22 protein-coding genes are annotated in these 25,575 nt (G+C 69.1%); 16 read left to right on the top strand and 6 right to left on the bottom strand.

Features of this window, described 5'->3' with window-relative positions; all coding sequences use genetic code 11:
* Positions 1 to 17 precede the first annotated feature (17 nt).
* A complete protein-coding gene (locus tag AB0J62_RS04350) occupies positions 18 to 800 on the bottom strand; it encodes an alpha/beta hydrolase (protein WP_363864289.1) in 783 nt (260 codons plus the stop codon).
* Positions 801 to 988: 188 nt separating this feature from the next.
* Between AB0J62_RS04350 and AB0J62_RS04345 the strand changes: the two genes are divergently transcribed.
* Positions 989 to 1,453 carry a phage holin family protein gene (locus tag AB0J62_RS04345; RefSeq protein WP_363864287.1) on the top strand — a complete coding sequence of 155 codons (465 nt, stop codon included), beginning with the start codon at positions 989 to 991 and terminating at the stop codon, positions 1,451 to 1,453.
* Positions 1,450 to 1,770, top strand: coding sequence for a DUF3618 domain-containing protein (locus AB0J62_RS04340; RefSeq protein ID WP_363864285.1), 321 nt, complete (start codon positions 1,450 to 1,452; stop codon positions 1,768 to 1,770). Before AB0J62_RS04345 ends, AB0J62_RS04340 begins: the two co-directional genes overlap by 4 nt.
* Before the next feature lie 16 nt (positions 1,771 to 1,786).
* Here AB0J62_RS04340 and AB0J62_RS04335 read toward each other — a convergent pair whose 3' ends face one another.
* Positions 1,787 to 3,043: an RNA polymerase sigma factor gene (locus AB0J62_RS04335; RefSeq protein ID WP_363864283.1), complete on the bottom strand. Its 1,257-nt coding sequence runs from the start codon at positions 3,041 to 3,043 to the stop codon at positions 1,787 to 1,789.
* Positions 3,040 to 3,936 (bottom strand): TIGR03564 family F420-dependent LLM class oxidoreductase, encoded by an 897-nt coding sequence (locus tag AB0J62_RS04330; protein ID WP_363864281.1) that lies wholly within the window; start codon positions 3,934 to 3,936, stop codon positions 3,040 to 3,042. The genes AB0J62_RS04335 and AB0J62_RS04330 overlap by 4 nt, the downstream gene beginning before the upstream one ends.
* A gap of 93 nt (positions 3,937 to 4,029) precedes the next feature.
* Here AB0J62_RS04330 and AB0J62_RS04325 point away from each other — a divergent pair, with 93 nt between their 5' ends.
* Both AB0J62_RS04325 and AB0J62_RS04320 read left to right on the top strand, forming a co-directional pair.
* The gene (locus AB0J62_RS04325) at positions 4,030 to 4,563 is read left to right on the top strand and encodes a helix-turn-helix domain-containing protein (RefSeq protein WP_363864278.1); all 534 of its coding nucleotides are present in this window, start codon (positions 4,030 to 4,032) and stop codon (positions 4,561 to 4,563) included.
* 220 nt (positions 4,564 to 4,783) lie between these two features.
* Positions 4,784 to 7,771 carry a glycine--tRNA ligase gene (locus tag AB0J62_RS04320; RefSeq protein ID WP_363865145.1) on the top strand — a complete coding sequence of 996 codons (2,988 nt, stop codon included), beginning with the start codon at positions 4,784 to 4,786 and terminating at the stop codon, positions 7,769 to 7,771.
* 1 nt (position 7,772) lies between these two features.
* Here AB0J62_RS04320 and AB0J62_RS04315 read toward each other — a convergent pair whose 3' ends face one another.
* The gene (locus AB0J62_RS04315; RefSeq protein ID WP_363864276.1) at positions 7,773 to 8,759 is read right to left on the bottom strand and encodes a GDSL-type esterase/lipase family protein; all 987 of its coding nucleotides are present in this window, start codon (positions 8,757 to 8,759) and stop codon (positions 7,773 to 7,775) included.
* On the bottom strand, positions 8,756 to 9,451 hold the full coding sequence (locus tag AB0J62_RS04310; protein ID WP_363864274.1) for a GntR family transcriptional regulator: 696 nt from the start codon (positions 9,449 to 9,451) through the stop codon (positions 8,756 to 8,758). The genes AB0J62_RS04315 and AB0J62_RS04310 overlap by 4 nt, the downstream gene beginning before the upstream one ends.
* A 107-nt stretch (positions 9,452 to 9,558) precedes the next feature.
* Here AB0J62_RS04310 and AB0J62_RS04305 point away from each other — a divergent pair, with 107 nt between their 5' ends.
* The 6 genes from AB0J62_RS04305 (at position 9,559) to AB0J62_RS04280 (ending at position 18,250) form a co-directional block, all read left to right on the top strand.
* Complete coding sequence (locus tag AB0J62_RS04305) at positions 9,559 to 10,602, top strand: isocitrate/isopropylmalate dehydrogenase family protein (protein ID WP_363864272.1); 1,044 nt, start codon at positions 9,559 to 9,561, stop codon at positions 10,600 to 10,602.
* Positions 10,599 to 13,055, top strand: coding sequence for an aconitate hydratase AcnA (gene acnA / locus AB0J62_RS04300; RefSeq protein ID WP_363864270.1), 2,457 nt, complete (start codon positions 10,599 to 10,601; stop codon positions 13,053 to 13,055). The genes AB0J62_RS04305 and acnA overlap by 4 nt, the downstream gene beginning before the upstream one ends.
* Complete coding sequence (locus AB0J62_RS04295; protein ID WP_363864268.1) at positions 13,052 to 14,824, top strand: aldehyde dehydrogenase family protein; 1,773 nt, start codon at positions 13,052 to 13,054, stop codon at positions 14,822 to 14,824. Before acnA ends, AB0J62_RS04295 begins: the two co-directional genes overlap by 4 nt.
* A gap of 96 nt (positions 14,825 to 14,920) precedes the next feature.
* Positions 14,921 to 15,643: a VIT1/CCC1 transporter family protein gene (locus AB0J62_RS04290; protein WP_363864266.1), complete on the top strand. Its 723-nt coding sequence runs from the start codon at positions 14,921 to 14,923 to the stop codon at positions 15,641 to 15,643.
* Positions 15,640 to 17,670: an FAD-binding protein gene (locus AB0J62_RS04285; RefSeq protein WP_363864264.1), complete on the top strand. Its 2,031-nt coding sequence runs from the start codon at positions 15,640 to 15,642 to the stop codon at positions 17,668 to 17,670. The genes AB0J62_RS04290 and AB0J62_RS04285 overlap by 4 nt, the downstream gene beginning before the upstream one ends.
* 10 nt (positions 17,671 to 17,680) lie before the next feature.
* Positions 17,681 to 18,250 (top strand): Chromate resistance protein ChrB, encoded by a 570-nt coding sequence (locus tag AB0J62_RS04280; protein WP_363864262.1) that lies wholly within the window; start codon positions 17,681 to 17,683, stop codon positions 18,248 to 18,250.
* Here AB0J62_RS04280 and AB0J62_RS04275 read toward each other — a convergent pair.
* Positions 18,247 to 19,167 carry a MurR/RpiR family transcriptional regulator gene (locus tag AB0J62_RS04275; RefSeq protein ID WP_363864260.1) on the bottom strand — a complete coding sequence of 307 codons (921 nt, stop codon included), beginning with the start codon at positions 19,165 to 19,167 and terminating at the stop codon, positions 18,247 to 18,249. The genes AB0J62_RS04280 and AB0J62_RS04275 overlap by 4 nt on opposite strands.
* A 195-nt stretch (positions 19,168 to 19,362) precedes the next feature.
* On the opposite strand from AB0J62_RS04275, the gene AB0J62_RS04270 reads away from it, so the two are divergent.
* Genes AB0J62_RS04270 through AB0J62_RS04245 form a run of 6 tightly spaced genes read left to right on the top strand, consistent with a single transcriptional unit; the run spans position 19,363 to position 25,514 of the window.
* The gene (locus AB0J62_RS04270) at positions 19,363 to 20,556 is read left to right on the top strand and encodes a C45 family peptidase (RefSeq protein WP_363864258.1); all 1,194 of its coding nucleotides are present in this window, start codon (positions 19,363 to 19,365) and stop codon (positions 20,554 to 20,556) included.
* A gap of 43 nt (positions 20,557 to 20,599) precedes the next feature.
* Positions 20,600 to 21,622 (top strand): Fe(3+) dicitrate ABC transporter substrate-binding protein, encoded by a 1,023-nt coding sequence (locus AB0J62_RS04265; RefSeq protein ID WP_134107743.1) that lies wholly within the window; start codon positions 20,600 to 20,602, stop codon positions 21,620 to 21,622.
* 1 nt (position 21,623) lies between these two features.
* On the top strand, positions 21,624 to 22,685 hold the full coding sequence (locus tag AB0J62_RS04260) for an iron ABC transporter permease (RefSeq protein WP_363864256.1): 1,062 nt from the start codon (positions 21,624 to 21,626) through the stop codon (positions 22,683 to 22,685).
* A complete protein-coding gene (locus AB0J62_RS04255) occupies positions 22,682 to 23,710 on the top strand; it encodes an iron ABC transporter permease (RefSeq protein WP_134107746.1) in 1,029 nt (342 codons plus the stop codon). The genes AB0J62_RS04260 and AB0J62_RS04255 overlap by 4 nt, the downstream gene beginning before the upstream one ends.
* 10 nt (positions 23,711 to 23,720) lie before the next feature.
* On the top strand, positions 23,721 to 24,530 hold the full coding sequence (locus tag AB0J62_RS04250; RefSeq protein WP_363864253.1) for an ABC transporter ATP-binding protein: 810 nt from the start codon (positions 23,721 to 23,723) through the stop codon (positions 24,528 to 24,530).
* A gap of 9 nt (positions 24,531 to 24,539) precedes the next feature.
* Positions 24,540 to 25,514, top strand: a complete 975-nt coding sequence (locus tag AB0J62_RS04245) for a pyridoxal-phosphate dependent enzyme (RefSeq protein WP_363864251.1) — start codon at positions 24,540 to 24,542, stop codon at positions 25,512 to 25,514.
* Positions 25,515 to 25,575: the final 61 nt, after the last annotated feature.

Below are 25,575 nucleotides of genomic sequence, written 5' to 3'. Positions count from 1 at the left end.
GACGCCCTTCGCGTTGTTCAGCCACAGAAGCCGGCGATCACCGGCGCGATCGCAGCGGCCTTGATCACGTGGTTCTGACCCGGTACTTCGGTGTGCCCGGCGCCGGGGATCGCGTCGGCCAGCGCACGGGTGGACGCCTTCATCCACGCCGGGCTCTTGCCGCCGTTCACCACCTGCACCGGCTGCTGGATCGACGCCCACTGGGATGCGTCCATCGGCTCGCCGAAGCAGTTGTCGCCGAGGACCTGCGCGTCGTACGGCAGGGTGTGCGCGATCGCCTTCATCGGCTTCCAGGCCGGCATCAGCTTCATCATCGTGACGAAGATCCCGGGCAGCCCGATCCCCTTGGTGAAGAAGTACTTGATCGCGTCGCCCGGCTCGAGCGCCTGCAGGTCGGCGACCCACGTGCGCGGGATCTGGGTGCGGCTGTCGTCGACGACGTACGGCGGCTCGAACGCGACCAGCTTCTCGATCGGCAGCCCGGCCGCCGCGGCCCGGAGCGCGAGCGCCGCGCCGGACGACGAGCCGTAGACGTACGCCGATCCGCCGGCCGCCTCGATCACGGCCGCGAGGTCCTCGATCTCGCGGTCCACGTCGTACGGGCCGGTGTCGCCGGAGTCGCCCCGACCGCGCCGGTCGTAGTTGTAGACGGTGAACCGGTCGGCGAGCGCGTCGGCGACCGCGGGCATCGGGCCCTGTGCGCGGGAGCAGAGCGCGCCGTCGACGAGAACGAGCGCCGGCCCGTTCCCGCGCCGGTCGTAGGCGATGGTGGTGCCGTCCTTCGAAACGACGGTGTTCATGATGGTTCCTCCTGGTGGGTGACGATCTCACCCCTGCGTCGAGCGTGAGGATCGTCCCTCGACTACCTGTGACGTAGGTCACAGTCTGCTCGCGCTGTGCATTCACGGATGACAGTCCGCCGGGGCCTCGGCTGCGTAGCGTGAGGTGAATCGGGTACCGGGTCGTCAGCCGAATACGGGAGGCGGCCATGACGGTACGTCCGCAACTCGCCCGGCACGATGCCGAGCTGAAGAAGCATGCCGAGCTGAACAACCACAACGACAACGTCGGTGCGCTGGTGAGCCAGGTGACCAGCGACCTGAGCCGGCTGGTTCGCGACGAGCTCCAGCTGGCGAAGGCCGAGCTGAAGGAGAAGGGCAAGGAGGCCGGAGTCGGCGCCGGGCTCTTCGGCGGAGCCGGCACGGTCGCGGTCTACGGACTCGGCGTGCTGATTGCCGCGGCCGTGCTCGGCCTGGCCACCGCGTGGCCTGCCTGGCTGTCGGCGCTGACGATCGCCGCGGTGCTGTTCGCGATAGCAGCCGTCGCGGCATTGCTCGGCAAACGGCACGTCACGCGCGCCACTCCGCCCGTACCGCATCGTGCCGTCGACGGCATGCACGAGGACCTGGAAGCACTCAAGGGACACCAGCCGGAAGGAAAGGTCACGTCATGAGCACCACCAAGAACGCAGCCCACCGCGAGCCGATGTCCGACAGCGAAACGCTGCGCGTCGACCTCGAGGAGACCCGGCAGCATCTCGCGGACACGGTGCAGGAGCTCAGTCGCCGGCTGAACGTTCCGCACCGGGTCAAGGAGACCGCCGGTCAGGCCGGCCAGAAGGTGAAGGAAGTCCCTGGCGCGGTGAAGCAGCTCCCCGGCGCGGTGAAGCAGCTCCCGGTCATCGGCAAGCGCCACCCGAAGGCCACCGCAGCCATCGGAGGCGCGGTAGCCCTCGGAGTCGGAGCCTGGATGGCCCGCCGGCACAGCTAGTCCCAGCTCGCCCCAGCTAGCAGGCTGCGGCCCGCTCCAGAAGGAGCTTTCGTTCGCGTTCGTTGCGGGTCAGCGCGGCTGCCTTCTCGAATTCCTCGCGGGCTTCGGAGAGGCGGCCGAGTTTGAACAGCAGGTCGCCGCGCACGCTCGGCAGTAGGTGGTAGTCCTTCAGCGACGGGTCGTCGGCGAGCGCGTCGACGGCCTGCAAGCCACGCTCCGGGCCGAACGCCATCGAGATGGCGACCGCCTGGTTGAGCTCGACCACCGGTGACGGCGTGACCTGCGCGAGTACGGCGTACAGCCCGGCGATCCGGGCCCAGTCGGTGTCCTTCGGGTCGGCGGCCCGGGCGTGGCAGGCGGCGATCGCGGCCTGCAGAAGGTACGGGCCGGGCGGCTTCTCCAGCGCCCAGGCGCGGTCGATGCCTTCCAGGCCACGGCGGATGAGCAGGCGGTCCCAGCGGCGGCGGTCCTGGTCGAGCAGGAGCACCGGCTCGCCGTCGGGTCCGACGCGGGCGTTGGCCCGGGACGACTGCAGTTCCATCAGCGCCAGCAGTCCGAGTACCTCGGGCTCGGTCGGCATCAGCTCCGCGAGCAGGCGCCCGAGCCGCATCGCCTCGTTGCACAGCGCCGGACGCATCCAGTCGTCCCCCGCGGTCGCGGAGTACCCCTCGTTGTAGATGAGGTAGGCGACCTCGAGCACCGACGACAGCCGATCCAGCAGGTCCGGCCCGGACGGTACCTCGAACTGGACCTCGGCCTTGGCCAGGTTGCGCTTGGCCCGGACGATCCGCTGCGCGATGGTCGGCTCCGGCGCGAGGAACGCGCGCGCGATCTCGTCGGTCTTCAATCCGCCGAGGAGCTTCAAGGTCAGCGTCACGCGGGCATCCATGGTCAGCACCGGGTGGCACGCGGTGAAGACCAGCCGCAGCAGGTCGTCCTCGATGTGGTCCTCGAGGATCGCCTCCACGTCATCCTCGACGCTGTCGCCGTCGATCTCGAGCTCGTGCCCCATCTCGGCGAGCTTGCGCTGGTAGGTCTCCTTGCGGCGGATCAGGTCGATCGCCCGGCGCTTGGCGATCGCCATCAGCCAGGCGCCCGGATTGTTCGGTACGCCGGACTGCGGCCACTGCTCAAGCGCCGCCACCAGCGCATCCTGCGCCAGCTCCTCCGCCAGCCCGACATCCCGCACGATCCGCGCGACACCCGCGATGATCCGCGCCGACTCGATCCGCCAGACCGCGTCGACCGCCCCGTGCGCGTCAGTAACCGTCACCCGCCGATAGTAGACACGAACTCGGTCGTCCGCGCTTGTTCGGCCGGCGTACCGATCGGTGCGAGCATCAGGTCGGTGATCCCGGTGTCACGCAGCCGGTCCAGCTCCTTGCGGACCGCGGTCTCGTCGCCGGCGATCAGGATCTCGGCAGGCCCGTCGACGCCTTCGCGATCGAGCACGGCCCGGTACTCCGGCACCTGGCCGGACAGCGCGAAGTCGGTGGCGTACTGCGTTCGCGTCGACTCGAGGTCGGAAGTCAGGCAGATGTGCAGCCCGGCCACGATCCGCGGCGCCGGACGGCCCTGCGCCGCCTTGGTGATCGACGGTACGACGTGAGTCTCGAGTGTCCTGGGGCCGGTCATCCAGGTGATGGTGCCGTCGGCCAGTTCGCCGGTGACCTTGAGCATGGCCGGACCGAGGGCGGCGACCAGCACGGTCGGCGCGACGGCTCCGTCGATGTCGACCGAGCCGACCGCGGTCAGCGTCTCGCCGTGATGGTCGACGGCTTCGCCGCGGAGCAGGGGCCGCAGTACCTCCAGGTACTCGCGGAGGCGGCGAGCCGGTCGATCGGTGGGCAGCCCGAACATCGAACCGACCATCAGCGCGATACCGGCCCCGATCCCCAGCGTCAGCCGGTTGCCGGTCGCTGCCTGGACGGTGAGCGCCTGGCTCGCCAGCACGAGTGGATGCCGCTGGGGGAACGGCACCACCGCGGTGCCGAGCTCGAGAGAGGTCGCGCCGGCGCCGGCGGTGGCGAGGGTGAGCAGGGCGTCGAGGTTCGGGCCCTGGGTGAGCCAGGCGGTGTCGATGCCGCGGGCCGTCCGGATCTGCTCGGCAATCCCGGCGAGATCGCGTTGTTTGCGGGCGTCCCCGAACGCCAGTCCGATCCGCATCTGCTGCTCCTCACGAGAGAATAAGTGGGGTGGCACCCCGGTTAACCCCTGCTACGATATGGGGGACCACCCCACTTATGCAAGGAGCCGATCGTGCGAGCCGATGCCCGGCGAAATCGCGACCTGATGGTCGCGGCCGCTGCCGAGGTGGTCGCCGAGCAGGGTGCCGAGGCTTCGCTGGAGGAGATCGCCCGCCGCGCCGGGGTCGGCTCGGCCACCCTGCACCGCCACTTCGGCGGCCGCGTCGCGCTCCTCGAGGCCGTCTTCGAGAGCAGCATCGCCGGCGTCTGCGCCCGGGCCGAGGAGCTCAGGGATCACCCGGAACCCCTGCGGGCGTTGACGATCTGGCTGCACGGCATGGTCGACCACATCGCCACCGTGCACGGCCTCGGCCCGGCGCTGGTGATGAGCGCCGAACACGGCTCGCAGTGTCACGTCCGGATCCGCTCGGCCGGCCGGCTTCTGCTCGAGCGGGCTCAGGAGGACGGCTCGGTGCCCGCCGACGTGGACATCTCCGACCTGCTGACGCTGGTCAACGGCATCGCGCTGGCCAGCGGCCAGGACGCCGGCCGGGCCGGCCACCTGCTCGACCTGGTCATCCGGGGAATAGCACCCGCGCAGGCCTAAAGGTCGTGCCTGGTGGCTCCACGCCTACTGCGCGGCACTCGGCACGGCACCTCGCCGCACGGGTGCAAAGGCCACGATGCTCCGCATCGAGACCTTCGCCCCCGCACGCCGATGCACCGCACCGAGCACCTGCTCGCTACGGCGTAGAACCACCAGGCACGACCTATAGACTTCGCTGCGAGAACCCCCGGAAGATGGCTTGAGGTTTGCTGTGCTCACCATGCAGGACGCGCTGCTGGCGCTGACGAAGTACTGGACCGATCGGGGCTGCATGATCGTGCAGCCGTTCAACACCGAGGTCGGGGCCGGAACGCTGAACCCGGCGACGATCCTGCGGGTGCTCGGTCCCGAGCCGTGGCGGGTTGCCTACGTCGAGCCGAGTGTCCGGCCCGACGACAGCCGCTACGGCGAGAACCCGAACCGCCTGCAGACCCACACACAGTTCCAGGTGGTGCTGAAGCCGGACCCGGGTAACCCGCAGGAGCTGTTCCTGGAGAGCCTGACCGCGCTCGGGATCGACATCCACGCGCACGACGTGCGGTTCGTCGAGGACAACTGGGCCAACCCGGCGACCGGTTCCTGGGGACTGGGCTGGGAGGTCTGGCTCGACGGCCTCGAGATCACCCAGTTCACGTACTTCCAGCAGGCCGGCGGCATGACGCTCGACCCGGTGTCGGTGGAGATCACCTATGGCATCGAGCGGATCATGATGGCGCTGCAGGGCGTCTCGCACTTCAAGGACATCGCCTACGCGCCCGGCATCTCGTACGGCGAGGCGTTCGGCCAGGCGGAGTACGAGATGAGCCGCTACTACCTCGACGACGCCGACGTGGAATCGCAGAAGCGGCTGTTCGAGGAGTACGCGAACGAGGCGCGCCGGATGATCGACGACCGGCTCCCGGTGCCCGCCCACATCCAGGTCCTGCGCTGCTCGCACACCTTCAACGTCCTCGACGCCCGTGGCGCCGTGAGTACGACGGAACGCGCGAAGGCCTTCGGCCGGATGCGCACGCTGGCCCGCGAGGTCTCGCGGCTGTGGGCCGAGCGTCGTGAGGAGCTGAAGTACCCGCTGGGTCTCGCCGAGCTGCCGCCGGCCGCGCCCGAGCCGGCCGAGTTCCCGGCGATCACCGGGACCCGGCAGCTGACCTTCGAGATCGGCACCGAGGAGATGCCGCCGTCGGAGGTCACCAAGACCGCCGAGGCCGTGCGTTCCGCGCTGGAGGAGAAGCTCGGCGCGACCAGGCTCGGCCACGGCGCCATCACGACGTACGCGACTCCGCGTCGCGTGGTCGCCTTCGTCGCCGAGGTCCAGGCCAGTGAGCCGGACGCGGAGCGCGTGGTGCGCGGACCGAAGAAGGCCGCCGCGTACGACGCCGACGGCAACATCACCAAGGCCGCCGCCGGGTTCGCCCGCGGTCAGAAGGTCGACCCGAGCGAGCTGCACGACCTGGACGTCGACGGTGTCGAGTACGTCGCGGTGACGAAGCCGGACCCGGGTCGCGGTGCGGCCGAGGTCCTGAGCGGCGTGCTGAGCGAGATCGTCAAGGGCCTGCGCTCCGACAAGAACATGCGCTGGAACGACGCGAACCTGTCGTTCACGCGCCCGATCCGGTGGCTCGTCGCGCTGCTCGGCGACCAGGTGGTCCCGGTCTCGGTGTCGTCGCTCGCCGCCGGCCGGACCACGCGGGTCCACCGGACCGCCGCGCCGCCGAAGGTCGAGATCGCCTCCGCCGAGGGGTACCTCGACCTGCTCCGGATCCACGGCATCGAAGCCGATCCGGCCAAGCGCCGGTCGCAGATCGTCGCCGCCGCGACCGAGCTGGCGAAGGGCGTGAACGGCACCGTCGACTTCGAGGGTGAGTCCGCGCTGGTCGACCAGATCGTCAACCTGATCGAGGAGCCGACGGCGATCCTCGGTGGCTTCGCCGCGGACTACCTCGAGCTGCCGAGCGAGATCCTGACGACGGTGATGCGCAAGCACCAGCGCTACCTGCCGGTGCGCGACGCCGACGGCAAGCTGCTCCCGCATTTCGTTGCCGTTGCCAACGGTTCCGTTGACGAGGACGTCGTGCGGGCAGGCAACGAGGGCGTACTGCGGGCACGCTACGAGGACGCCGCGTTCTTCTGGCGGGCCGACCTGGAGACGCCGCTGGAGTCGATGAAGGGCGAGCTGGAGAAGCTGGCCTTCGAGGAGCGGCTCGGTTCGATGGCCGACCGCGCGGGACGCATCGGCCGGATCGCGTTGGCGCTGGCCGACAAGGTGGGGCTCGACGGCGACGACCTGACCACGCTGAAGCGGGCGGCGGAGCTGGCGAAGTTCGATCTGGGCTCGCAGATGGTCGTCGAGCTGACCAGCCTGGCCGGGACGATGGCCCGTGAATACGCGCGTCGTGCTGGTGAGACCGAAGGTGTTGCCCAGGCGTTGTTCGACATGGAGCTGCCGCGGTCGGCCGGTGACCCGGTGCCGTCGACGACTCCGGGGGCGCTGCTCGCGCTGGCCGACCGGTTCGACTTGCTGGCGGGTCTGTTCGGTGTCGGTGCGAAGCCGACCGGAAGCTCGGACCCGTTCGCGTTGCGCCGTGCGGCCGCCGGTGTGGTCGCGATCCTGCGCGAGCACCCGGAGCTGCGCGCGATCACCCTCGAGACCGGGCTGCAGGCAGCGGCCGCGGAGATCGGTGCCCAGGGCATCGACGTACCGGCGGAGTCGCTGGACGAGGTGGCCGAGTTCACCGTCCGGCGGTACGAGCAGCAGCTGCTCGACCGGGGTGACGATCACCTCCAGGTGGCCGCAGTGTTGCCGTTGGCAACTTCTCCGGCCGCGGCCGACGAAACGCTGAAGGCTCTGCAGGGATTGGTCGGCAACAGCGAGTTCGCCGACCTGGTCGCCGTTCTCCAGCGGGTACGCCGGATCGTGCCGGAGGGCACCGAGGCGTCGTACGACTCGAGCAAGCTGACCGAGCCGGCCGAGGTCGTGCTGCACGAGGCGGTGCAGAAGATCGGGCAGGCGCCGACCGGCCTGGCCGACTTCGTTGCTGCCGCGTCGGTTCTGGTCGAGCCGGTCAACGTCTTCTTCGACGAGATCCTCGTGATGGCGAAGGAGCCGGAGATCCGGGCCGCGCGCCTGGGCCTGCTCGCCACGATCAGCCAGCTGGCCGCGCCGGTCCTCGACTGGCAGGCACTCGGCACGAGCCTCAGCCCGGCTGAGTGATTCAGTCGATTGTGAGCAGACCGGCGAGGCGCTCGCCGATCAGGCGGTAGCCATCGGGCCCTGGATGCACCTCATCCGCATACAGGGCCCGGGCTTCGTCGGAGCTGAGGATCGTCCTACCGTCGATCACGCGTACGGCGGGATCGGTGCGGGCGCCGAGCTCGACACACGCGCGAACGTCGTCGAGCGTGAGGCCGACGGCGTTCGGCTCGCCTTCGCGGTCCGGGGCGGGCAGTGGCGTGATCACGACGAGCGGCGTCTGCGGGTGGCCTTCGCGAATGGTGGCGATGAACGACTCGACCTGGCCGGGGAGCGTCCGGCCGCTGTACGTCGCTCCGCCGTGGATGTTGATGCCGAGACACAGCGAGATGAGCTGAGCCGGCAGGTCGCGGATCGTCCGGGCGGCGACCGGGTCGAGGTGGCACTCGCCGGCGAAACCGAGCGAGACGCAGTCCCAGCCGTTCTTCCGGGCGACCAGTGCCGGCCAGGTCTCCGATGGTCCGTACGCGCCGCCGGCTTGGGTGATCGAGCTGCCGTAGGTGATCCACCGCGGGCCGGTCGGCGCGAGCGGCTCGGCGTCGCCGTCGAAACACACCTCGCGGAGCGCGATCTTTCCCGCTTGGGGGAGCCAGATCTCGACCTCGGCGGGACGACCCGGCAGCTCGATCCTCAGCCGCTGCTCACCCTCCAGCACCTCGCACCGCTGGTGCAGCTCGCCGTCGACCAGGACGTCGACGGGTGCGATCCGGATGTAGATGGAGAGCGCGGCCCGGATCTCGAGCTCGACCGATGTCGCCGAGGTGCGCCAGGCTGCGCGCACCCCCGCGGGTGTCGCTGCGCGTTCCCACAGCCGATGACCGGCGCGGTCCGGATAGCCGGTCCAGTCGGACAGGCGGAGATCGCGGTCGCGAGGGTCGAGTCGCCAGAACGTCGTCCAGCCGTCGGCATCAACCTCGCGGTGCTGGTAGCCGGTCCACAGCGCACTCATGATCGGACTCCTCGGATGCCCCGGAGCGACCGGGCGGCGGGTTGTTCGGCGGCAGACGTCAGGCGGGCGACCGCCCGGGCACCGAGGCTGGCCTCGACATGCGCGAGCATCACCGTCGTCGCGGTGGCGGAGTCGCCGGCCGCGATCGCGTCCACCAGCGCGCGGTGCTCCGAATGCGTGCGGTCCAGGTCGGCCTCGCTGCGGCCGTCCTCGAGGGCCAGCCGGCGATAACGGTCGGCCTTGTCCCACAGTCCGTCCAGGTGCTGGATGAGCAGCTGGTTGTGCGACGCGGTGTAGATCGCCACGTGGAAGCGCCGATGCGTGAGCAGCTCGGCCGATCCGGGGTCGGTGCGCAGCGGCCGCAGTTCGTCGGCGGTCTGCCGGATCAGCGCGAGGTCCTCGCGGGTACGGCGTTCGGCGGCCAGGCCGGCGGCGAGCGGGTCGAGGGAGCGGCGTACCTCGATCAGGTCGCGGGCCTCCTCGAGGGTCAGCCGGGTCACGCGGGCGTCGCGGTGGGCGTCCAGCTCGACCAGGCCCTCGGTCATCAGCCGGCGCAGTGCTTCGCGCAACGGCGTCGTACTCACGCCGAGCTCGCGGGCGAGGGTGGCCTGCGGGATGACCGCACCCGGGACGAGGTCGCCCCGGAGCACCTGCTCCCGGACGAGATCGTAGGCGGCCTCTGCCTTCGTCACCGGCGCACTCCTTTCGGTTATAACGCCAGATCGCAGCATATCAAGGCGCGAGACGTCACGGGGCGATGCCTTGACGTGAGTCGTTATAACGACTGACACTCCTACACATGACGTATCGACTAGGAGTTCTCGACGGCGACGGCATCGGGCCGGAGATCGTCCCGGCCGCGGTCCGCGTCCTCGACGCAGGGCTGGCCGCCGCGGGTGCCGATCCGGTCGAGTGGGTTCCGCTCCCGGTCGGCGCTGCGGCGATCGAGACTCACGGCAATGCGCTGCCCGATGTCACGGTCGAGACGCTGGACAAGCTCGACGGATGGTTGCTCGGTCCTCACGACAGTGCGTCGTACCCCGCCGAGCATCGGGCCCGGCTGAACCCGAGCGGATTCCTGCGCAAGCACTTCGACCTGTTCGCGAACATCCGGCCGGCTCGCGCGTTCGAGGGGACGCCGGCGCTGGTGCCCGGGCTCGATCTGGTCGTGGTCCGGGAGAACACCGAGGGCTTCTACGCGGATCGCAGTACCTACCGCGGCACCGGCGAGTTCATGCCGACCAAGGACGTGGCGATCGCGATGGGGATCTTCACCCGGCCGGCGATCGAGCGGATCGCGCGGCAGGCCTGCGAGCTGGCGCTCCGGCGGAGCCGGCACCTGACGATCGTGCACAAGGCGAACGTGCTGCGCACCACCACCGGGTTCTTCCTGGAGATCTGCCGGGAGGTCGCGGCCGACTACCCGCAGCTGGACGTCGACGACTTCCACATCGACGCGATGACCGTGCATCTGGTCCGGCGCGGCGCCGACTTCGACGTACTCGTGACCGAGAACATGTTCGGCGACATCCTGTCCGACCTGACCGGCGAACTGGCCGGCTCGCTCGGCATCGCACCGTCGATCAACGCCTCCTACGACCGGGCGATGGCCCAGGCCGCCCACGGCTCGGCGCCGGACATCGCCGGCCGCGGTCTGGCGAACCCGACCGCGATGATCGCCTCCGGCGCGATGTTGCTCGACTGGCTGGGCCTGAGCGAGGCCGCCGGCCTGGTCAACCAGGGGCTTCGGGCAACTGTCGCCGACGGCACGCGGACCGCGGACCTCGGCGGGACGGCGAGTACGTCGGAGTTCGCCGAGGCCGTCATCGGTGCTCTGACATGATCCAGCAGCTCGCGGGCATCGCGCCGGACCATCTGCCCCGGACGTTGCGGATCCTGCTGGAGAACGCGCTCCGGCACGGTACGGCGAGCGACGTACTGCGGAACTGGGAGCCGGGGGCAACCGGCGAGCTCGAGGTGTATCCGTCCCGGGTGTTCCTGCACGACACGAACGGCGTACCCGTGCTGGTCGACCTGGCGGCGATGCGGGACGCGATGGTTGCATTGGGCAAAGATCCCGCGCTGGTCGATCCGGTGGTGCCGGCGGAGCTCGTCGTGGACCACTCGGTGATCGCGGATGTGTTCGGCCGGCCGGACGCGTTGCGACTGAATGTGGCCCGCGAGTACGAGCGGAACGCCGAGCGCTACCGGTTCCTGCGCTGGGGACAGCAGACGTTCCGGCAGCTGAAGGTCGTGCCGCCCGGTGCCGGGATCATGCATCAGATCAACCTGGAGCACCTGGCGCGGGTCGTCGAGGAGCGTGACGGGTGGGTGTTCCCGGATCTGTGCCTCGGCACCGACTCGCACACCACGATGGTGAACGGCCTCGGCGTACTCGGCTGGGGGATCGGCGGGATCGAGGCCGAGGCCGCGATGCTCGGCCAGTCGGTGTCGATGGTCCTGCCGCCGGTCGTCGGTGTGTCGCTGACCGGTGCGCTGCCGCCCGGCACCACAGCCACGGACCTCGTCCTCACCATCACCGAGACCCTGCGTTCCCACGGCGTCGTCGGCAAGTTCGTGGAGTTCACCGGTCCCGCCCTCGCCGACCTCCCCGTCCCGGACCGCGCCACGATCGCCAACATGTGCCCCGAGTTCGGCTCCACTGCGGCGTACTTCCCCATCGACCACCAAACCCTCGACTACCTCCGCTTCACCAACCGCCCGGCCGCAAAGGTCGCGCTGGTCGAGTCCTACGCCCGCACCCAAGGCCTATGGCACGACCCCACCGCCAACCTGGTCTACGACGAACACCTCACCCTCGACCTCTCCACCATCGTCCCCTCCATAGCCGGCCCCCACCGCCCCAACCAACGAATCCCCCTCACCACCACCAAACAAGCGGCCGAAACCCACCTCCCCAAAGGCCCGCGCACCGTCGCGGAGTCGGGTGAGGTTGGGCATGGGGCTGTGGTTGTGGCGGCTATTACTTCTTGTACTAACACGTCTAATCCGGCGGTGATGGTGGCGGCTGGGTTGCTTGCTAAGAAGGCGGTGGAGCGGGGGCTGGTGAGTCGGTCGTGGGTGAAGACGACGTTGTCGCCGGGGTCGCGGGTGGTGATGGATTACCTGCAGGCGGCGGGGTTGACGCCGTACCTGGAGAAGCTCGGGTTTCACCTGACCGGGTTCGGTTGTATGACGTGTATCGGAGCGTCGGGTGAGCTGATCGACGACGTCGCGCAGACGGTGCGAGCAAACGACCTGACCGTGGCGGCTGTGCTGTCGGGGAACCGGAACTTCGAAGGCCGGATCCAGCCCGAAGTGAAGCTCAACTACCTCGCCTCGCCGCCGTTGGTGATCGCCTACGCGCTGGCCGGACGGATCGACCTCGACCTGCTGACCGAGCCGCTCAACGATGACGTCTACCTGCGCGACATCTGGCCCGAACCCGCCGAGATCGACGCGGTACTGCGGGAGGTGCTCGCCCCCGGCCTCTTCCAGCACGCGTACGACGACCTGTTCACCGGCGACGACCGCTGGCAGAACCTGGACGCACCGCAGGGCAAGACGTTTGCCTGGGGCAACTCGACGTACCTCCGGCGACCGGACTACTTCACCAAACAAACCGACGACCTCAACGGAGCCCGCGCACTGGTCCGCCTGGGCGATTCCGTGACGACCGACCACCTCTCACCCGCAGGCGCGATCCCGCCTGACAGCGTCGCCGGACGCTATCTGAAAGATCTCGGCGAGACCGAGCTGAACACCTACGCCTCCCGCCGAGGCAACCACGAGGTGATGATGCGTGGTGCCTTCGGCAACGTTCGATTGCGCAACCGACTGGTCGGCATCGAAGGGCCGCTGACCCGGGGGCCCGACGGCGCCACCACCTCGATCTACGAAGCCGCGATGGCCTACCGCGCGGCCGGCGTACCGATCGTCGTTGTCGCAGGCAAGGAATACGGAACCGGCTCGTCGCGCGACTGGGCCGCCAAAGGCCCCGCCCTGCTCGGCGTCCGTGCCGTCCTGGCCCAGTCCTTCGAGCGGATCCACCGCTCCAACCTCGTCGGCCTCGGCATCCTCCCGCTCGAGTTCCTCCCCGGCGAGGGCGACGACCTAACCGGCGACGATCCGATCGACATAGACCTGCACGACGACAATTCAGCCACCGCGCGTTCCGCCGGCCGCACCTACCGGCTTCGCGTCCGCCTCGACACGCCGCGCGAGCACGACTACTACCGCCACGGCGGCGTACTTCCTTACGTCCTTGACCGCCTCAGCGAAGGGCACACCCTGTGATCGCCTCGATCAACCCCGCCACCGGCGAGCAGCTCGCGACCTTCGAGCCGTACGACGAAGACCGCGTCGACCGCCTGCTCAGCGCCGCACTGCTTGCCCAGAGCAACTGGCGGAGCACGTCCGCCGAGGAACGCGCCGCAGTCCTGCAGTCGATCGCGGACACTCTCCGCGCGCGCCAGGACGGCCTCGCGCACCTGATCAGCACCGAGATGGGCAAGCCGATCACCGAGGCCGAGGCCGAGATCGAGAAGTGCGCGATCACCTGCGAGTACTACGCCGCCAACGCGGCAGGCTTCCTCGCCGCCGAACAGGTCACGGCGCAGGGCCGGATCGAGGTCGAACCACTCGGCGTCGTCCTGGCCGTGATGCCGTGGAACTTCCCGTTCTGGCAGTTCTTCCGCTTCGCCGCCCCCGCGCTCGCGGCCGGCAACGGCGCGATCCTCAAACACGCGAACACCGTGCCGCAGAGCGCGCTCGCGATCGAGTCCGTCCTCGCCGATGCCGGGATGCCGAGCGGCCTGATCGGGGTCGCGCTGGTCGAGACCGAGCAGGTCGCCGCGCTGATCACCGACCACAGGATCGCCGCGGTGACGTTCACCGGTTCCACCGAGGTCGGCCGGATCATCGCGACCCAGGCCGGTCAGGCGTTGAAGAAGCAGGTCCTCGAGCTCGGCGGATCCGACCCGTTCATCGTCCTCGCCGACGCCGACCTGGATGCAGCCGCGCGCGCCGCGGTGAAGGCACGTTTCCTCAACACCGGCCAGAGTTGCGTCAACGCGAAGCGGTTGATCGTCGAGGAATCCGTCGCCGACGAGTTCGTCGACCTCTTCACCGTCGAGCTCGAGAAGCTCGTCGTCGGCGATCCGCTCCGTCGCGAGACCACTCTCGGCCCGCTGGCTCGCGATGGTCTACGCGACACGTTGCACGACCAGGTACGCCGTACCGTGAAAGCCGGCGCCACCCTGGTCTGCGGGGGATCTCCTGCCGGCCCGGGGTTCTTCTACCTGCCGACCGTTCTCGATCACGTGCTGCCGGGGATGGCGGCGTTCGACGAGGAGACGTTCGGTCCGGTCGCGGCGGTTGTCCGGGCCCGTGACGCCGACGAGGCGATCCAGCTGGCGAACCGGACCGAGTTCGGCCTGGGCGCCTCGCTGTGGACGTCACCCGAGCGCTCGGCGGACCTCGTACGGCGGATCGAGGCCGGCGCGGTGTTCGTGAACGCGATCGTCGCGTCGGATCCTCGCCTGCCGTTCGGTGGGATCAAGCAGTCCGGGTACGGCCGCGAGCTCGGCGCCTACGGGATGCGCGAGTTCATGAACGTCAAGACGGTCTGGTCGCCGGAGCCCGCGCCCCGGCTGGTGATCCGGCCGGACGAGACCGAGGTGTTCGACCGCGGCAGCGGCGTCCGTACCGTCCCGTACGTCGGCGCCTGGAACTGCGACGCGAACCGGATCACCACCGGCACCACAACGTTTGCCATCGGCACCGAAATCCCGATGCACTCGCACAACGTCGAGGAGTCGGTGCTGGTGTTCGCCGGTCAGGCGACCGCGGTGATCGACGGCGAGCGGGTCGACCTGGAGGCGGGTGATGCGACCTGGGTGCCGGCCGGCGTACCGCACCAGTTCATCAACCGTGGCAGGGACGAGCTGGTCATCTACTGGGTGTACGGCGGCCGGGCGGTGACCCGCACGATGACCGCCACCGGCGTGACCGTGCAGCACCTGTCGGCCGCGGACCGAGGCGCCGTTGCCGGTGCCGATAAGTAACGAGTAGACTGATGTAACAGGTGATTCAGAATAACTGAGGTTACGCAAACCTCAGTGCGGCAAGCCTCACCTACCCTGCGGAAGGAATGTCCCCCCATGACCGCGGATGTTGCGGAAACCGAAACACCCGAGATCCACCACTCGCATCGCGACGTGACCGGTGGCTGGCTGCGGCCGGCGACGTTCGGCGTGATGGACGGCCTGGTCTCGAACTTCGCGCTGGTCGCCGGTGTGGTCGGCGGCGGCGCAACCGGCAAGGTCGTGATCATGACCGGGCTGGCCGGTCTGGTCGCCGGTGCGTGCTCGATGGCGTCCGGCGAGTTCACCTCGGTGTCGTCCCAGACCGAGTTGATGCAGGCCGAGATCGCGATCGAGCGGCGCGAGCTCGAGATCCACCCGGAAGAAGAAGAGCGCGAGCTCGCGATGATGTATGAGGCCAAGGGCCTGCGTCCGGAGCTCGCGGCCGAGGTCGCCCGCGAATTGACGTCCAACCCGGCGGTGGCGCTCGACGTCCACGTGCGCGAAGAGCTCGGTGTCGACCCCAACGATCTCCCGTCGCCGTGGGTCGCGGCCGGCTCGTCGTTCGCGGCGTTCGCGGTCGGCGCGGTGATTCCGCTGCTCCCGTTGCTGTTCGGGGCCGTCTCGGTGCTGCCCGCACTGCTGCTCAGCGCGCTCGGCCTGGTCGTCACCGGCGGCATCGTCGGCAGGATCACGGCCCGCCCGTTCTGGTACGGCGGCGGCCGTCAGCTGCTGCTCGGTGGTTTGTCGGCCGCCGTCACGTTCGCTATCGGTCTAGCCGTAGGAACTGGATTGTCATGAGCCGAGGACGTGGCTCCCTGGTAGTCACGGCCCTGGTGAAGCAGGTGCCGAAGGGCGACCATAGCGGCCGTCTCGATGCTGACGGCCGCCTCGAGCGGGCTGGCACGGTTGCAGAGATGAACCCGTGGTGCCGCCGAGCCGTGGCGCAGGCAGTGCGGCTGGCGCGGGAGACAGGCGGTCGCAGTACGGCGATCACGATGGGCCCTCCCGCCGCGGTCGACGTACTGCGGGAGGCGCTGGCGTGGGGAGTCGACGATGCCGTGCAGCTGTCGGATCCCGCGCTGGCCGGCTCGGATTGTCTGGTGACCGCTCGCGCGCTGGCGGCCACGATCAGGCTGCTCGACGATCCGCCGGACCTGATCCTGGTCGGCAACAGCTCGGTCGACGGCAGCACCGGAGCCGTCGGCGCGATGCTCGCCGAGCTCCTCGGCCTGCCGTTCACCGGTCCGGTGCTATCTCTCGAGCCAACTGACGGTCGTCTGCGCACCACGGTCCAGTACGACACCGGCACGGAGTCGGTCACCATCGACCTCCCCGCGGTAGTAGCCGTAGCCGAGCGTTCCTGCGACCCCGCCAAGGCCCCCGCCGAGACCTGGCCTCCCTCCGACACCGTCCGCCAGGTCACCACCCTCGACCTCCCCGAAGCGTCCTGGGGCCTACCCGCCAGCCCCACCAAGGTCGCCCACGTCCACCCCGCCCCCCTCACCCGAAACCCAGTAATCTTCCGCGGCCAGCCCAATATCCAAGCCGACAGAGCAATCGCCGAACTGATCACCCGCGGCTGCTTCCAGTCCACGACCTCGGTCGACCGCGTCCCCACCCTGCCACCCGACGGGCGGCACCCAGCGGGAACGGAGAAGGAGCCGGGCGCAGCCTCCACCGCTGACGAGCGGGTCGCGGGATATGCCGCCGACAAGCAGGCACCCCCGGCCCGCGATCTGACACCACCCATCTCGCCCGACGCCTCCGGCGCACCATCCGCGGACGCCTCTGTCGCACCATCCGCGGGCGCCTCTGGCGCACCACCCTCCTGCTCCTCTGGCGCATCACCGTCCGGCGCCTCCGGCCGGCTTATCGGCGGGCGGCTCGGAGAGCTGCGGGCTGAGGTGGTGGTGTTGGTTGGGGCTGGGTCTGTGGCGGGGACTCGGGCGTTGCTGGGTGCTGCGGCGGCTCTTGCTGGTGAGGTTGGTGGGTCGGTGACCGCTGTTACGACGGCGGAGGGCACTCGGGACCTTGCGCGGTGGGGTGCTGACTTGATCGTCGAGCTGGATGGTGATGAATCGCGGTCGGTGGCTCGTGCGCTGACCGGGTGGCTGGAAGACAGACACACCTGGGCTGTGTTGGGGGCCGCGTTGCCTTGGGATCGGGAAGTGCTTGGGCGGCTGGCTGTGACCTGTGATGCAGGGCTGATGTCCGACCTCGTCAGCTTGTCGACGAAGGATGGACGGTTGAGTGGGCTGAAGCCGTCCGGTGGCGGCACGCTTGCGGAGATCATCAGCCACGGGAGCCCACAGATCGCGACCTTGAGAACAGGTCTGCTTCCGCTGCGCACCCCGCGCGCGCACCGGGCGCTCAAGCAGGAGACTCTGCACGTCGAGCCCGATACCGCGATCACCAGGACAGAACGGCGTACCGGCGACGACGGTGACGCGCTCGACCGCGCGGAGGTCGTCATCGGCATCGGTCGCGGCGTACCGCCGGACAAGTACGACCAGTTGGAGCCGGTCCGTGCCCTGCTCAATGCGGAGTTCGCCGCCACCCGCAAGGTGACGGACCAGGGCTGGCTCCCGCACGGACGGCAGATCGGCATCACCGGCCGCAGCGTCGCCCCGCGGGTGTACCTGGCAGTCGGACTGTCCGGCAACCTGAACCACCTGGCCGGCGCCGGTCGCGCCGGGACCGTCGTGGCGATCAACACCGATCCGGCCGCGGAGATCTTCGCGCACTGTGACGTCGGGCTGGTCGCGGACTGGCAGGAGGTGATGCCGTACCTCGTCGACGGGCTGCGGTCCTGTGTCAGCGGATAACCTGTCCGGCATGGCGACCCGACGTACCAAGGCCAAGAGCCCCGAGAGCTGGCTGCTGCTCATCTACAAGGTGCCCAGCGAGTCGTCCCGGGCCCGGGTCGCGGTGTGGCGGGATCTCAAGCGCCTGGGCGGGTTCTACGTGCAGCAGGCCGTCTGCGTGCTACCGGACCGCGGCGAACTGCGGGCCGGGATGGAGAAGGTCCGCGAGCGGGTCACCGAGCTGGGCGGCTCGAGCGTGTTCCTGACCCTGACCGATCTGGACGACGACGCCCGCGAGCAGTTCGTCGAGGGCTTCCGGGTCCAGTCGGCCAAGGAATACGCCGAGATCGTCGAGGAGTGCGAGACCAAGTTCGTCAAGGAGATCGAGTTCGAGCGGTTCCGGGAGAACTACACCTTCGAGGAGGCCGAGGAGATCCGCCAGGACCTGGAGAAGCTCCGCCGCTGGCTCGCCAAGGTGGAGGACCGCGACTGGATGGATGCCGACGGCAAGGAGTTGGCAAGGGCCAAGGTGGCCGACTGTGAACGCCTGCTGGAGGAGTTCGAGGCCGACGTCTACGAACGCACCGAGGGCACGGTCTAGCCGTCCCGCTTGCGCCGTGAGGCCGGCAGGTTCAGCGCGACTTCGTCAGCACGGGAGAAACCCATCAGTTCTTCCCGGAGCTGGTTCATCCGGTCGGTCGTCTTCAGCGACCGTTCCTGGTCCTGCGCGGCCACCGCGATCACCAGGGCCTCGAGCAGGATCAGCACGGTCGCCTGGCTGGTGAACGTCCCCGGACGGCTCGTCGGGGCCGACAGAACGGCGTCGACCTGGTCGCGGAGCGCCTCGCCGAGCGTGTCGGTGATGAGCACGACGCGGGCGCCGACCTCGGCGCAGAGGTCGAGGATGACGCGGGTCTCCACGATGATCCGGTTGTGGGCGATCACCACCACCACGTCCTCCGGACCGAGTGTCAGCAGCCGGTCGGCCAGCCGGTAGCCGGTGTCCGACGCGGCCCGCGCCCGGCGGCCGATGCGGGTCAGGTGGGTCGCGGTGTACGCCGAGATGCCGTCGAGGCCGGCGAATCCGCAGATGATCGTCTCGCGGGCGGAGTCGATCAGTTCGACGGCGTGTGCGAACGACTCCGGGTCGATGGTCCGTTCGGCCTGCTGGAGCCGCTCCACGTGGTCGCGCAGGGTCGCGGTCAGGATGCCCTCGGCGCCGTCGTCGAACGTCGCGAGGCTGTTGCTGAGCCGGTTCGCCGGGCTGAGCAGCGCCTGGAGCTCACCCTGTAGCGATCGCTTCAGGCCCGGCAGCCCGTCGAAGCCGAGTGCCTTGGCAGTGCGCACCACGCTCGCATCGCTGGTGCCGGTGGCCCGGCCGAGCTCCTCGGCGGAGGAGAAGGCGGCCTCCTGCGGATGGGCCGACAGGTACTCGGCGATCTTCCGCTCGGTCGCGGTCAGCGAGTCGATCCGGCTCGCCACCCGCTCCGGCAGGGTGGGCGCCTTGGTTTCGGTCACGTCGGCTCCTCCGGCTCCCAGTCGTTCCTGTCAGTACGCAGATCATGTCATCCGGCCCGCTTTGTCACCGCCAGGTAAACGATGCGCCGACCCGTTGACAGGGATTGTAGCAATCACTACCGTCAGACGAATATTCGTAGTGAACACAACGAACGGCGCGTGTCCAGTTTTCCGTCCACCCCTGGAGCGACTTCCGTGGCACACCTTCCGACCATCGAGATCTCCGGCGCCGACGCCCGCGATTGCGGCCGCCAGTACGGCGAGGCCGCGCGGACGCTGATCGAGCGCTCGCTGGCGTTCTACGCCGAGTCCGTCCCGCGCGCCACCGGGCTGGCCTGGACCGAGGTTCTCGAGCGCGCGCCGCACTGGGTCCCGGTGATCGAGCCGCACGCTCCCGAACTGCTGGACGAGGTCCGCGGGATCGCCGAAGGATCCGGCCGTACGTTCGCCGAGATCCTCGCGCTGAACAGCCGCGGCGAACTGACCCGCGGCAACCCGTTCGCCCCCGACGACCAGCGCGACGGCGACCAGCGTGACGACGGCTGTACGTCGTTCGCGATCCTGCCGCCGGCCAATCCGCTCGGGCACGTCTGGTCCGGCCAGAACTGGGACCTGTGGGCCGGGGTCGCCGACACGATCGTGCTGCTGAGGATCTCCCGGCCGGGCAAGCCGACGGTGATCGGCCACGTCGAGGCCGGCCAGCTCGCCCGGCACGGCGCGAACTCGGCCGGTCTGTCCCTGAACGCGAACGGGCTCGGCGTCGGCTTCGGCCGCGGTCTCGCCGTACCCGGCACGTTCGTCCGCCGGATGGTGCTGGAGAGCTGGGACCTGTACGACGCCCTGCAGGTCGTCTTCGGAGTCCGCCAGAGCCTGTCGAGCAACCTGCTGCTGACCCACCGCGACGGTTTCGCCATCGACGTCGAGACCACGCCCGGACGGCACGGCTGGATGTACCCGACCGACGGACTGCTTGTCCACGGCAACCACTTCCAGGCGTTCGTCCCAGCCCAGCTCAACGAGACCTACCGGCCGTTCTCGGTGGATTCGCTCTACCGGGTGCCGCGCGTCGAGGAGGGCCTGCGTCAGGTCCGCGTCGACGGCACCACCGAGAAGGCCGTCGAGACCATCGTGCAGAACACGATGAGCGACCACTTCAGTCATCCCAACGCCGTCTGCCAGCACGTCGACCCGCGCCGGCACGAGCTCGACCGTTACGCCACGATCGTGTCCAGCCTGGTCGATCTGACCACTGGCACCTACCGGCTGACTCCCGGCCTGCCCTGCGCCAACAGCTACCAGCAGGCTCCCTGGAACCTTTACGACGGCCCCGGTCTGTCCGACCGCCCGGACGTCGACGACCCGGCCCTGTCCCGCATCGCGGCCGGGTGAATCCCACCCCTGCAAGGCATTGTCGACATCAGGAGCGAATGCCATGTCCCACCGAACCTCGAGGTTGCGGCGCTTCGCCGTCGCCGTCACCCTGACCGCCGCCGCGGTCGCCCTGTCCGGCTGCGGCGGCTCCGCCTCCACGTCCGCCACCGGCGCGGCACCGAACGCCGACCGGGCAGCCGCCGCCGAAGGCGTCAGCCCCGACGTGAACCTGGACCAGTGCGGCAAGGCCACCCGCACGGTGAAGCACGACCTGGGCACCACCACGATCACCGGTACTCCGACCCGGGTGGTGGCGCTGGAATACTCGTTCGTCGACGCGCTCGTCGCGGTCGGGATGTCACCGGTCGGGGTTGCCGACGACGACCAGCCGAAGCGGATCATCCCCGCGCTGCGCGAAAAGGTCGGGCCCTACAAGTCGGTCGGCCTGCGGGCGACGCCGAACATCCAGGTGATCACCGCGCTCAAGCCGGACCTGATCGTGGCCGACAGCGGCCGGCACAAGGCCATCTACGCGCAACTGTCGAAGATCGCACCGACGATCGCCTACGCCAGCCTGAACGGCAACTACCAGCAGGTGCTGGACAGTGAGATGTCCACCGCCATCGCGCTGAACAAGTGCGACCAGATGAAGACCCGGCTGGCCGAGCACGCCAAGACGATGGCCGACCTGAAGGCGACGGCGCCCGCGGACGAGAACCGCAAGGCCTTGTTCGTGCGCGCCTCGGAGAAGGGCTTCACCGGCTTCCCGCCGAAGGCCTATACCCCGGGCGTGCTGTCCGCGATCGGTATCAAGTCACCGCTGCCGGACAGCTCCAGCGATGCGTCGGTCTCGCTCACCTTGGAGACGCTGGTCGCGACGAAGCCCGACGTGATGTTCATTGCTCCCAACGACGGGCCGACGCTGCGCGACCAGTGGAAGAAGAGTCCGCTGTGGAAGGAGATCCCGGCGGTGAAGAACAACGCGAGCTACGACGTGGACCCGAACGAATGGTCCCGTTCGCGCGGTCTGATCGCCTCCGAGGTCGTCGCCAAGGAAGCCGTCAAGATGCTCTACGGGAAGTGACATGAGCCTGTCCGTGGGCACTGTGCCCGAATCGACCGATGACGTCGACCACCGGCGTCCGAAGATCGTCACCAGCAAGCAGCGGGTCACCTGGGTGTCGCTGGTCGTCCTGGTGCTGCTCGTTGCCGGGGTTGCGTGGGGTCTGTCGATCGGCAGTCAGCACATCTCGTTGTCACACCTGCCGGGAGCGATCTTCAACGCCAACGATTCCGACGAGCTGATCCTGCAATCGATCCGGATGCCGCGGGTGGTGCTGGCGCTCTGCGTCGGCGCCGCCCTCGCGGTGGCCGGCGCGTTGATGCAGGCGGTCGCGGCCAACCCGCTGGCGGCGCCGGAGATCATGGGAGTCAACGCCGGCGCGGTGTTCGTCGTCGTACTGGCGATCACCGTGGTGCCGTCGCTGTCGGGTGCGCCGACGATCCTGCTGTCGTTCGGTGGTGCGGCCGCGGCGGGCGTATCGGTGATGCTGCTGGCGGGTTCGGGGCGCGGCCGGGTCAGCCCGGTGCGGATGGCGCTCGCGGGTGTGACCGCGAGCAGTCTGTTGATCTCGCTGACCCAGGTGCTGATCATCTTCGACGAGAACTCCACCGACAGCGTGCTGTTCTGGCTGGTCGGGGGCGTGAACTTCGCCGGCTGGCAGGACGTGCGCAACATGCTCCCGTGGCTCGTGCTCGGGCTTCTCGGCGCGTTCGCCATGGCTCGGCCGCTGAACCTCCTGGCTCTGGGCGACGACATGGCTCGCGGGCTGGGCCAGAACGTCGAACGGACCCGGACGCTGGGGTCGGCGCTGGTGATCGTGCTGTGCGGCGCGGCTGTGTCCGTCGCCGGACCGGTCGCGTTCATCGGCCTGGTGGTGCCGCACATCATGCGCCGCCTGGTCGGTTCCAGCTACACCGTGCTGTTGCCGCTGTGTGCGTTGGGCGGTGGCGTGCTGGTGCTGTACTCCGACATCGTCTCCCGCTACGTGAAGCCGCCGTTCGAAGTTCCTGCCGGCGTGGTCACGGCCCTGCTCGGCGCACCGATCTTCGTCTACCTGGCCCGGCGACAGAAGGTGACCTCATGACCAGCACGACCATCGTCGCGCAGCACGTCCGGCGTACGTCGCTGGCCAAGCGGCATCCCGCCGCCCTGATGGCATCGCTCGGCGCCCTGGCGATCGTGCTGAGTATCTACAGCCTGAAGATCGGGGCGACCGAGGTGTCGTTCGGCAACGTCCTGCACGCCCTGGTCGGCGACAGGTCTGACCAGGCGGCCGCGATCGTGTTCGACTTCCAGGTGCCCCGGGTCTTGCTGTGCTGGTTGATCGGTACTGCGCTCGCGGTGTCCGGCGCCGTGATGCAAGGCGTGATCCGCAACCCGCTGGCGGCTCCGGACATCATTGGTGTCACCAAGGGTGCGGGCTTCGGCGGCATGTTGCTGCTGCTCGCGATCCCCGGCGTCCCGGTGGTGGCCGTCGTGCCGGCGGCGTTCACCGGGGGACTGGCGGCCGCGGCGCTGGTGTACCTGCTGGCCTATCGGCGTGGTGCGACTCCGGTGCGGATCGCGCTGGTCGGCATCGCGGTCAGTGCGGCGTTCGAGGCGGGCATCCGGTTCTTGCTGGTCCGCAAACCTCTTGATGTCAGTGCGGCGCTGATCTGGCTGACCGGAAGTTTGTTCGGCCGGTCGATGAGTTCGGTGCTGGAGATCCTGCCCTGGGTGCTCGTGCTGGTGCCGCTGATCGTGGTGTGGGCGCGCAAGCTCGACGTACTCGGTCTCGGCGACGACCTGGCCGCCGGCCTCGGTGAACCGGTCGAGAAGACCCGTCGGCTGTTGCTGTTGTTCGCGGTCGCGTTGGCCGCGGCCGCGGTCGCGGTGGCCGGCACGATCGGCTTCGTCGGGCTGATCGCTCCGCATATGGCTCGGCGCGTGTTCGGCGGCAAACACCTGGCGTCGATCCCGGCCGCCGCGTTGTTCGGTGTACTGCTGATGCTGTTCGCCGACATGATCGGGCGTGGACTGGCGCCGCCGCTGGAGATTCCGGCCGGCCTGGTCACGGCCGTGGTCGGTGGCCCGTACTTCCTGTACCTGCTCGTGAAGACCGGAAAGTAGGAGACCCGCCATGCGTCTGCAGGCACAAGGCGTTCAGCTCGCCTATGACCAGAAGGTGATCGCTCGCGATCTGACCTTGACCATCCCCGACGGGAAGGTCAGCGTGCTGATCGGCCCGAACGGCTCCGGCAAGAGCACCGCGTTGCGGGCGCTGGCCCGGCTGCTGCCGCCGGCCAAGGGCAGCGTGATCCTGGACGGGAAGTCGATCCAGGACACCCCGACCAAGGAAGTGGCCCGGCTGCTCGCGATCCTGCCGCAGGTCTTGGTCACGCCCGAATCGATCTCGGTCGAGGACCTGGTCTGGTTCGGCCGGCACCCGCACCGCACCTCGCTGAAGGTGCCGAGCCCGGCGGACAAGGAAGCGGTCGAATGGGCCATGTCCGTGACCAGCACCGCCGAGTTGCGCCACCAGCACGTCGACCAGCTGTCCGGCGGCCAGCGGCAGCGGGTCTGGATCGCGCTGTGCCTGGCCCAGGGCACCGACCTGATCCTGCTCGACGAGCCGACGACGTACCTGGACGTCGCCTACCAACTCGAGGTGCTGGACCTGTTGCACCAGCTCAACCAGGAGCAGGGCAAGACCGTCGCGATGGTGCTGCACGACTTCAACATGGCTGCGGAGTACGCCGACCACGTGTTCGTGATGAAGTCCGGCGCCCTCGTCACGCAGGGGTCGCCGGAGGACGTGTTCACCTGCGACATCATCCGGGATGTGTTCGGGGTGGAGTCCAAGGTCGTGCCGCACCCGGTGAGTGGTAAACCGATGTGTATCCCCCTGCGCGCCGGGCTCCGGGCCCAGCTGTCAGTGGCAACCGGATAGGAGTACTGCATGACGTTCAGCCCCGCGGAAGCCGCCGAGCGCTCGGAACGGGTCGCACCGAGGCTGCGTGAGCACCTGCCGCCGACGCCGTTCGTGCGGTACGGCGCGCTCAGCGACGAGCTCGGCGCCGACCTGCTGGTGAAGAGCGAGCACCTGCAGCGCACCGGCTCCTTCAAGGCGCGCGGTTCGATGGCGAAGATCCTCACCCTGACCGACGAGCAGCGGCAGGCCGGGGTGGTGACCGCCTCGACCGGGAACCACGGCCTCGGGGTCGGCAACGCGCTTGCCATGCTGGGCGGGCACGGGATCGTGTACCTGCCGGAGAACGCGTCGCCGAGCAAGGTCGCCGCGCTGCGCCGGCTCGGTCTGGAGATCCGGGCCGAGGGCAACGATTCCGGCGTACTCGAACCGAAGGCGCGGGCCTATGCGGCCGAACACGACCTGACCTATGTGCCGCCGTACAACGACCCGGACATCATCGCCGGCCAGGGCACGGTCGCCGTCGAGATCCTCGAGCAGCTGGGTGGGGAACCACTCGACGCAGTCGTGGTGGCGGTCGGCGGCGGCGGGTTGATCAGCGGCGTCGCATCGGTGCTCAAGAAACACCTGCCGGGGATCATGGTGTACGGCGCCTCGCCGGTGCGCGACGACGCGATGGCAGCGTCGGTGCGGGCCGGGAAGATCATCCAGATCGACGCCCAGCCGACGCTCTCGGACGGTACTGCGGGCAGCGTCGAGCCGGGCAGCATCACCTTCGACCTGTGCCGTGAGCTGGTCGACGACTGGGTCCTGGTCAGCGAGGACGCGATCAGCTCGGCCCTGCGGACGGTGATCGACACCGAGCACCAGTTGATCGAAGGCTCGGCCGCGATGGCGTTCGCGGCTGCGCGGGCACGTCGTACCGAACTGGAAGGCAAGCGGGTCGCCGTGGTGTCCTGCGGCGGCAACATCTCCGCGAGCACGCTGGTAGCGGCCCTGGCCTGACCTTCCGTGCCGACGTACCCGAGGTGACTCCCTGATCACCTCGGGTGCTTCGGCATGCCCG

The organism is Kribbella sp. NPDC049584, assembly GCF_040675555.1.
In the GTDB taxonomy this organism is placed as follows: Bacteria; Actinomycetota; Actinomycetes; order Propionibacteriales; family Kribbellaceae; genus Kribbella.
This window is presented reverse-complemented; position numbering and strand designations above follow the sequence as displayed.

What these genes read in the sequence shown, in the direction of transcription:
- AB0J62_RS04350 (WP_363864289.1), bottom strand. Translation starts at nt 800, where the DNA reads ATGAACACCGTCGTTTCGAAGGACGGCACCACCATCGCCTACGACCGG.
- AB0J62_RS04345 (WP_363864287.1), top strand. Translation starts at nt 989, where the DNA reads ATGACGGTACGTCCGCAACTCGCCCGGCACGATGCCGAGCTGAAGAAG.
- AB0J62_RS04340 (WP_363864285.1), top strand. Translation starts at nt 1,450, where the DNA reads ATGAGCACCACCAAGAACGCAGCCCACCGCGAGCCGATGTCCGACAGC.
- AB0J62_RS04330 (WP_363864281.1), bottom strand. Translation starts at nt 3,936, where the DNA reads ATGCGGATCGGACTGGCGTTCGGGGACGCCCGCAAACAACGCGATCTC.
- AB0J62_RS04320 (WP_363865145.1), top strand. Translation starts at nt 4,784, where the DNA reads ATGCAGGACGCGCTGCTGGCGCTGACGAAGTACTGGACCGATCGGGGC.
- AB0J62_RS04315 (WP_363864276.1), bottom strand. Translation starts at nt 8,759, where the DNA reads ATGAGTGCGCTGTGGACCGGCTACCAGCACCGCGAGGTTGATGCCGAC.
- AB0J62_RS04305 (WP_363864272.1), top strand. Translation starts at nt 9,559, where the DNA reads ATGACGTATCGACTAGGAGTTCTCGACGGCGACGGCATCGGGCCGGAG.
- acnA (WP_363864270.1), top strand. Translation starts at nt 10,599, where the DNA reads ATGATCCAGCAGCTCGCGGGCATCGCGCCGGACCATCTGCCCCGGACG.
- AB0J62_RS04290 (WP_363864266.1), top strand. Translation starts at nt 14,921, where the DNA reads ATGACCGCGGATGTTGCGGAAACCGAAACACCCGAGATCCACCACTCG.
- AB0J62_RS04285 (WP_363864264.1), top strand. Translation starts at nt 15,640, where the DNA reads ATGAGCCGAGGACGTGGCTCCCTGGTAGTCACGGCCCTGGTGAAGCAG.
- AB0J62_RS04280 (WP_363864262.1), top strand. Translation starts at nt 17,681, where the DNA reads ATGGCGACCCGACGTACCAAGGCCAAGAGCCCCGAGAGCTGGCTGCTG.
- AB0J62_RS04265 (WP_134107743.1), top strand. Translation starts at nt 20,600, where the DNA reads ATGTCCCACCGAACCTCGAGGTTGCGGCGCTTCGCCGTCGCCGTCACC.
- AB0J62_RS04260 (WP_363864256.1), top strand. Translation starts at nt 21,624, where the DNA reads ATGAGCCTGTCCGTGGGCACTGTGCCCGAATCGACCGATGACGTCGAC.
- AB0J62_RS04255 (WP_134107746.1), top strand. Translation starts at nt 22,682, where the DNA reads ATGACCAGCACGACCATCGTCGCGCAGCACGTCCGGCGTACGTCGCTG.
- AB0J62_RS04250 (WP_363864253.1), top strand. Translation starts at nt 23,721, where the DNA reads ATGCGTCTGCAGGCACAAGGCGTTCAGCTCGCCTATGACCAGAAGGTG.
- AB0J62_RS04245 (WP_363864251.1), top strand. Translation starts at nt 24,540, where the DNA reads ATGACGTTCAGCCCCGCGGAAGCCGCCGAGCGCTCGGAACGGGTCGCA.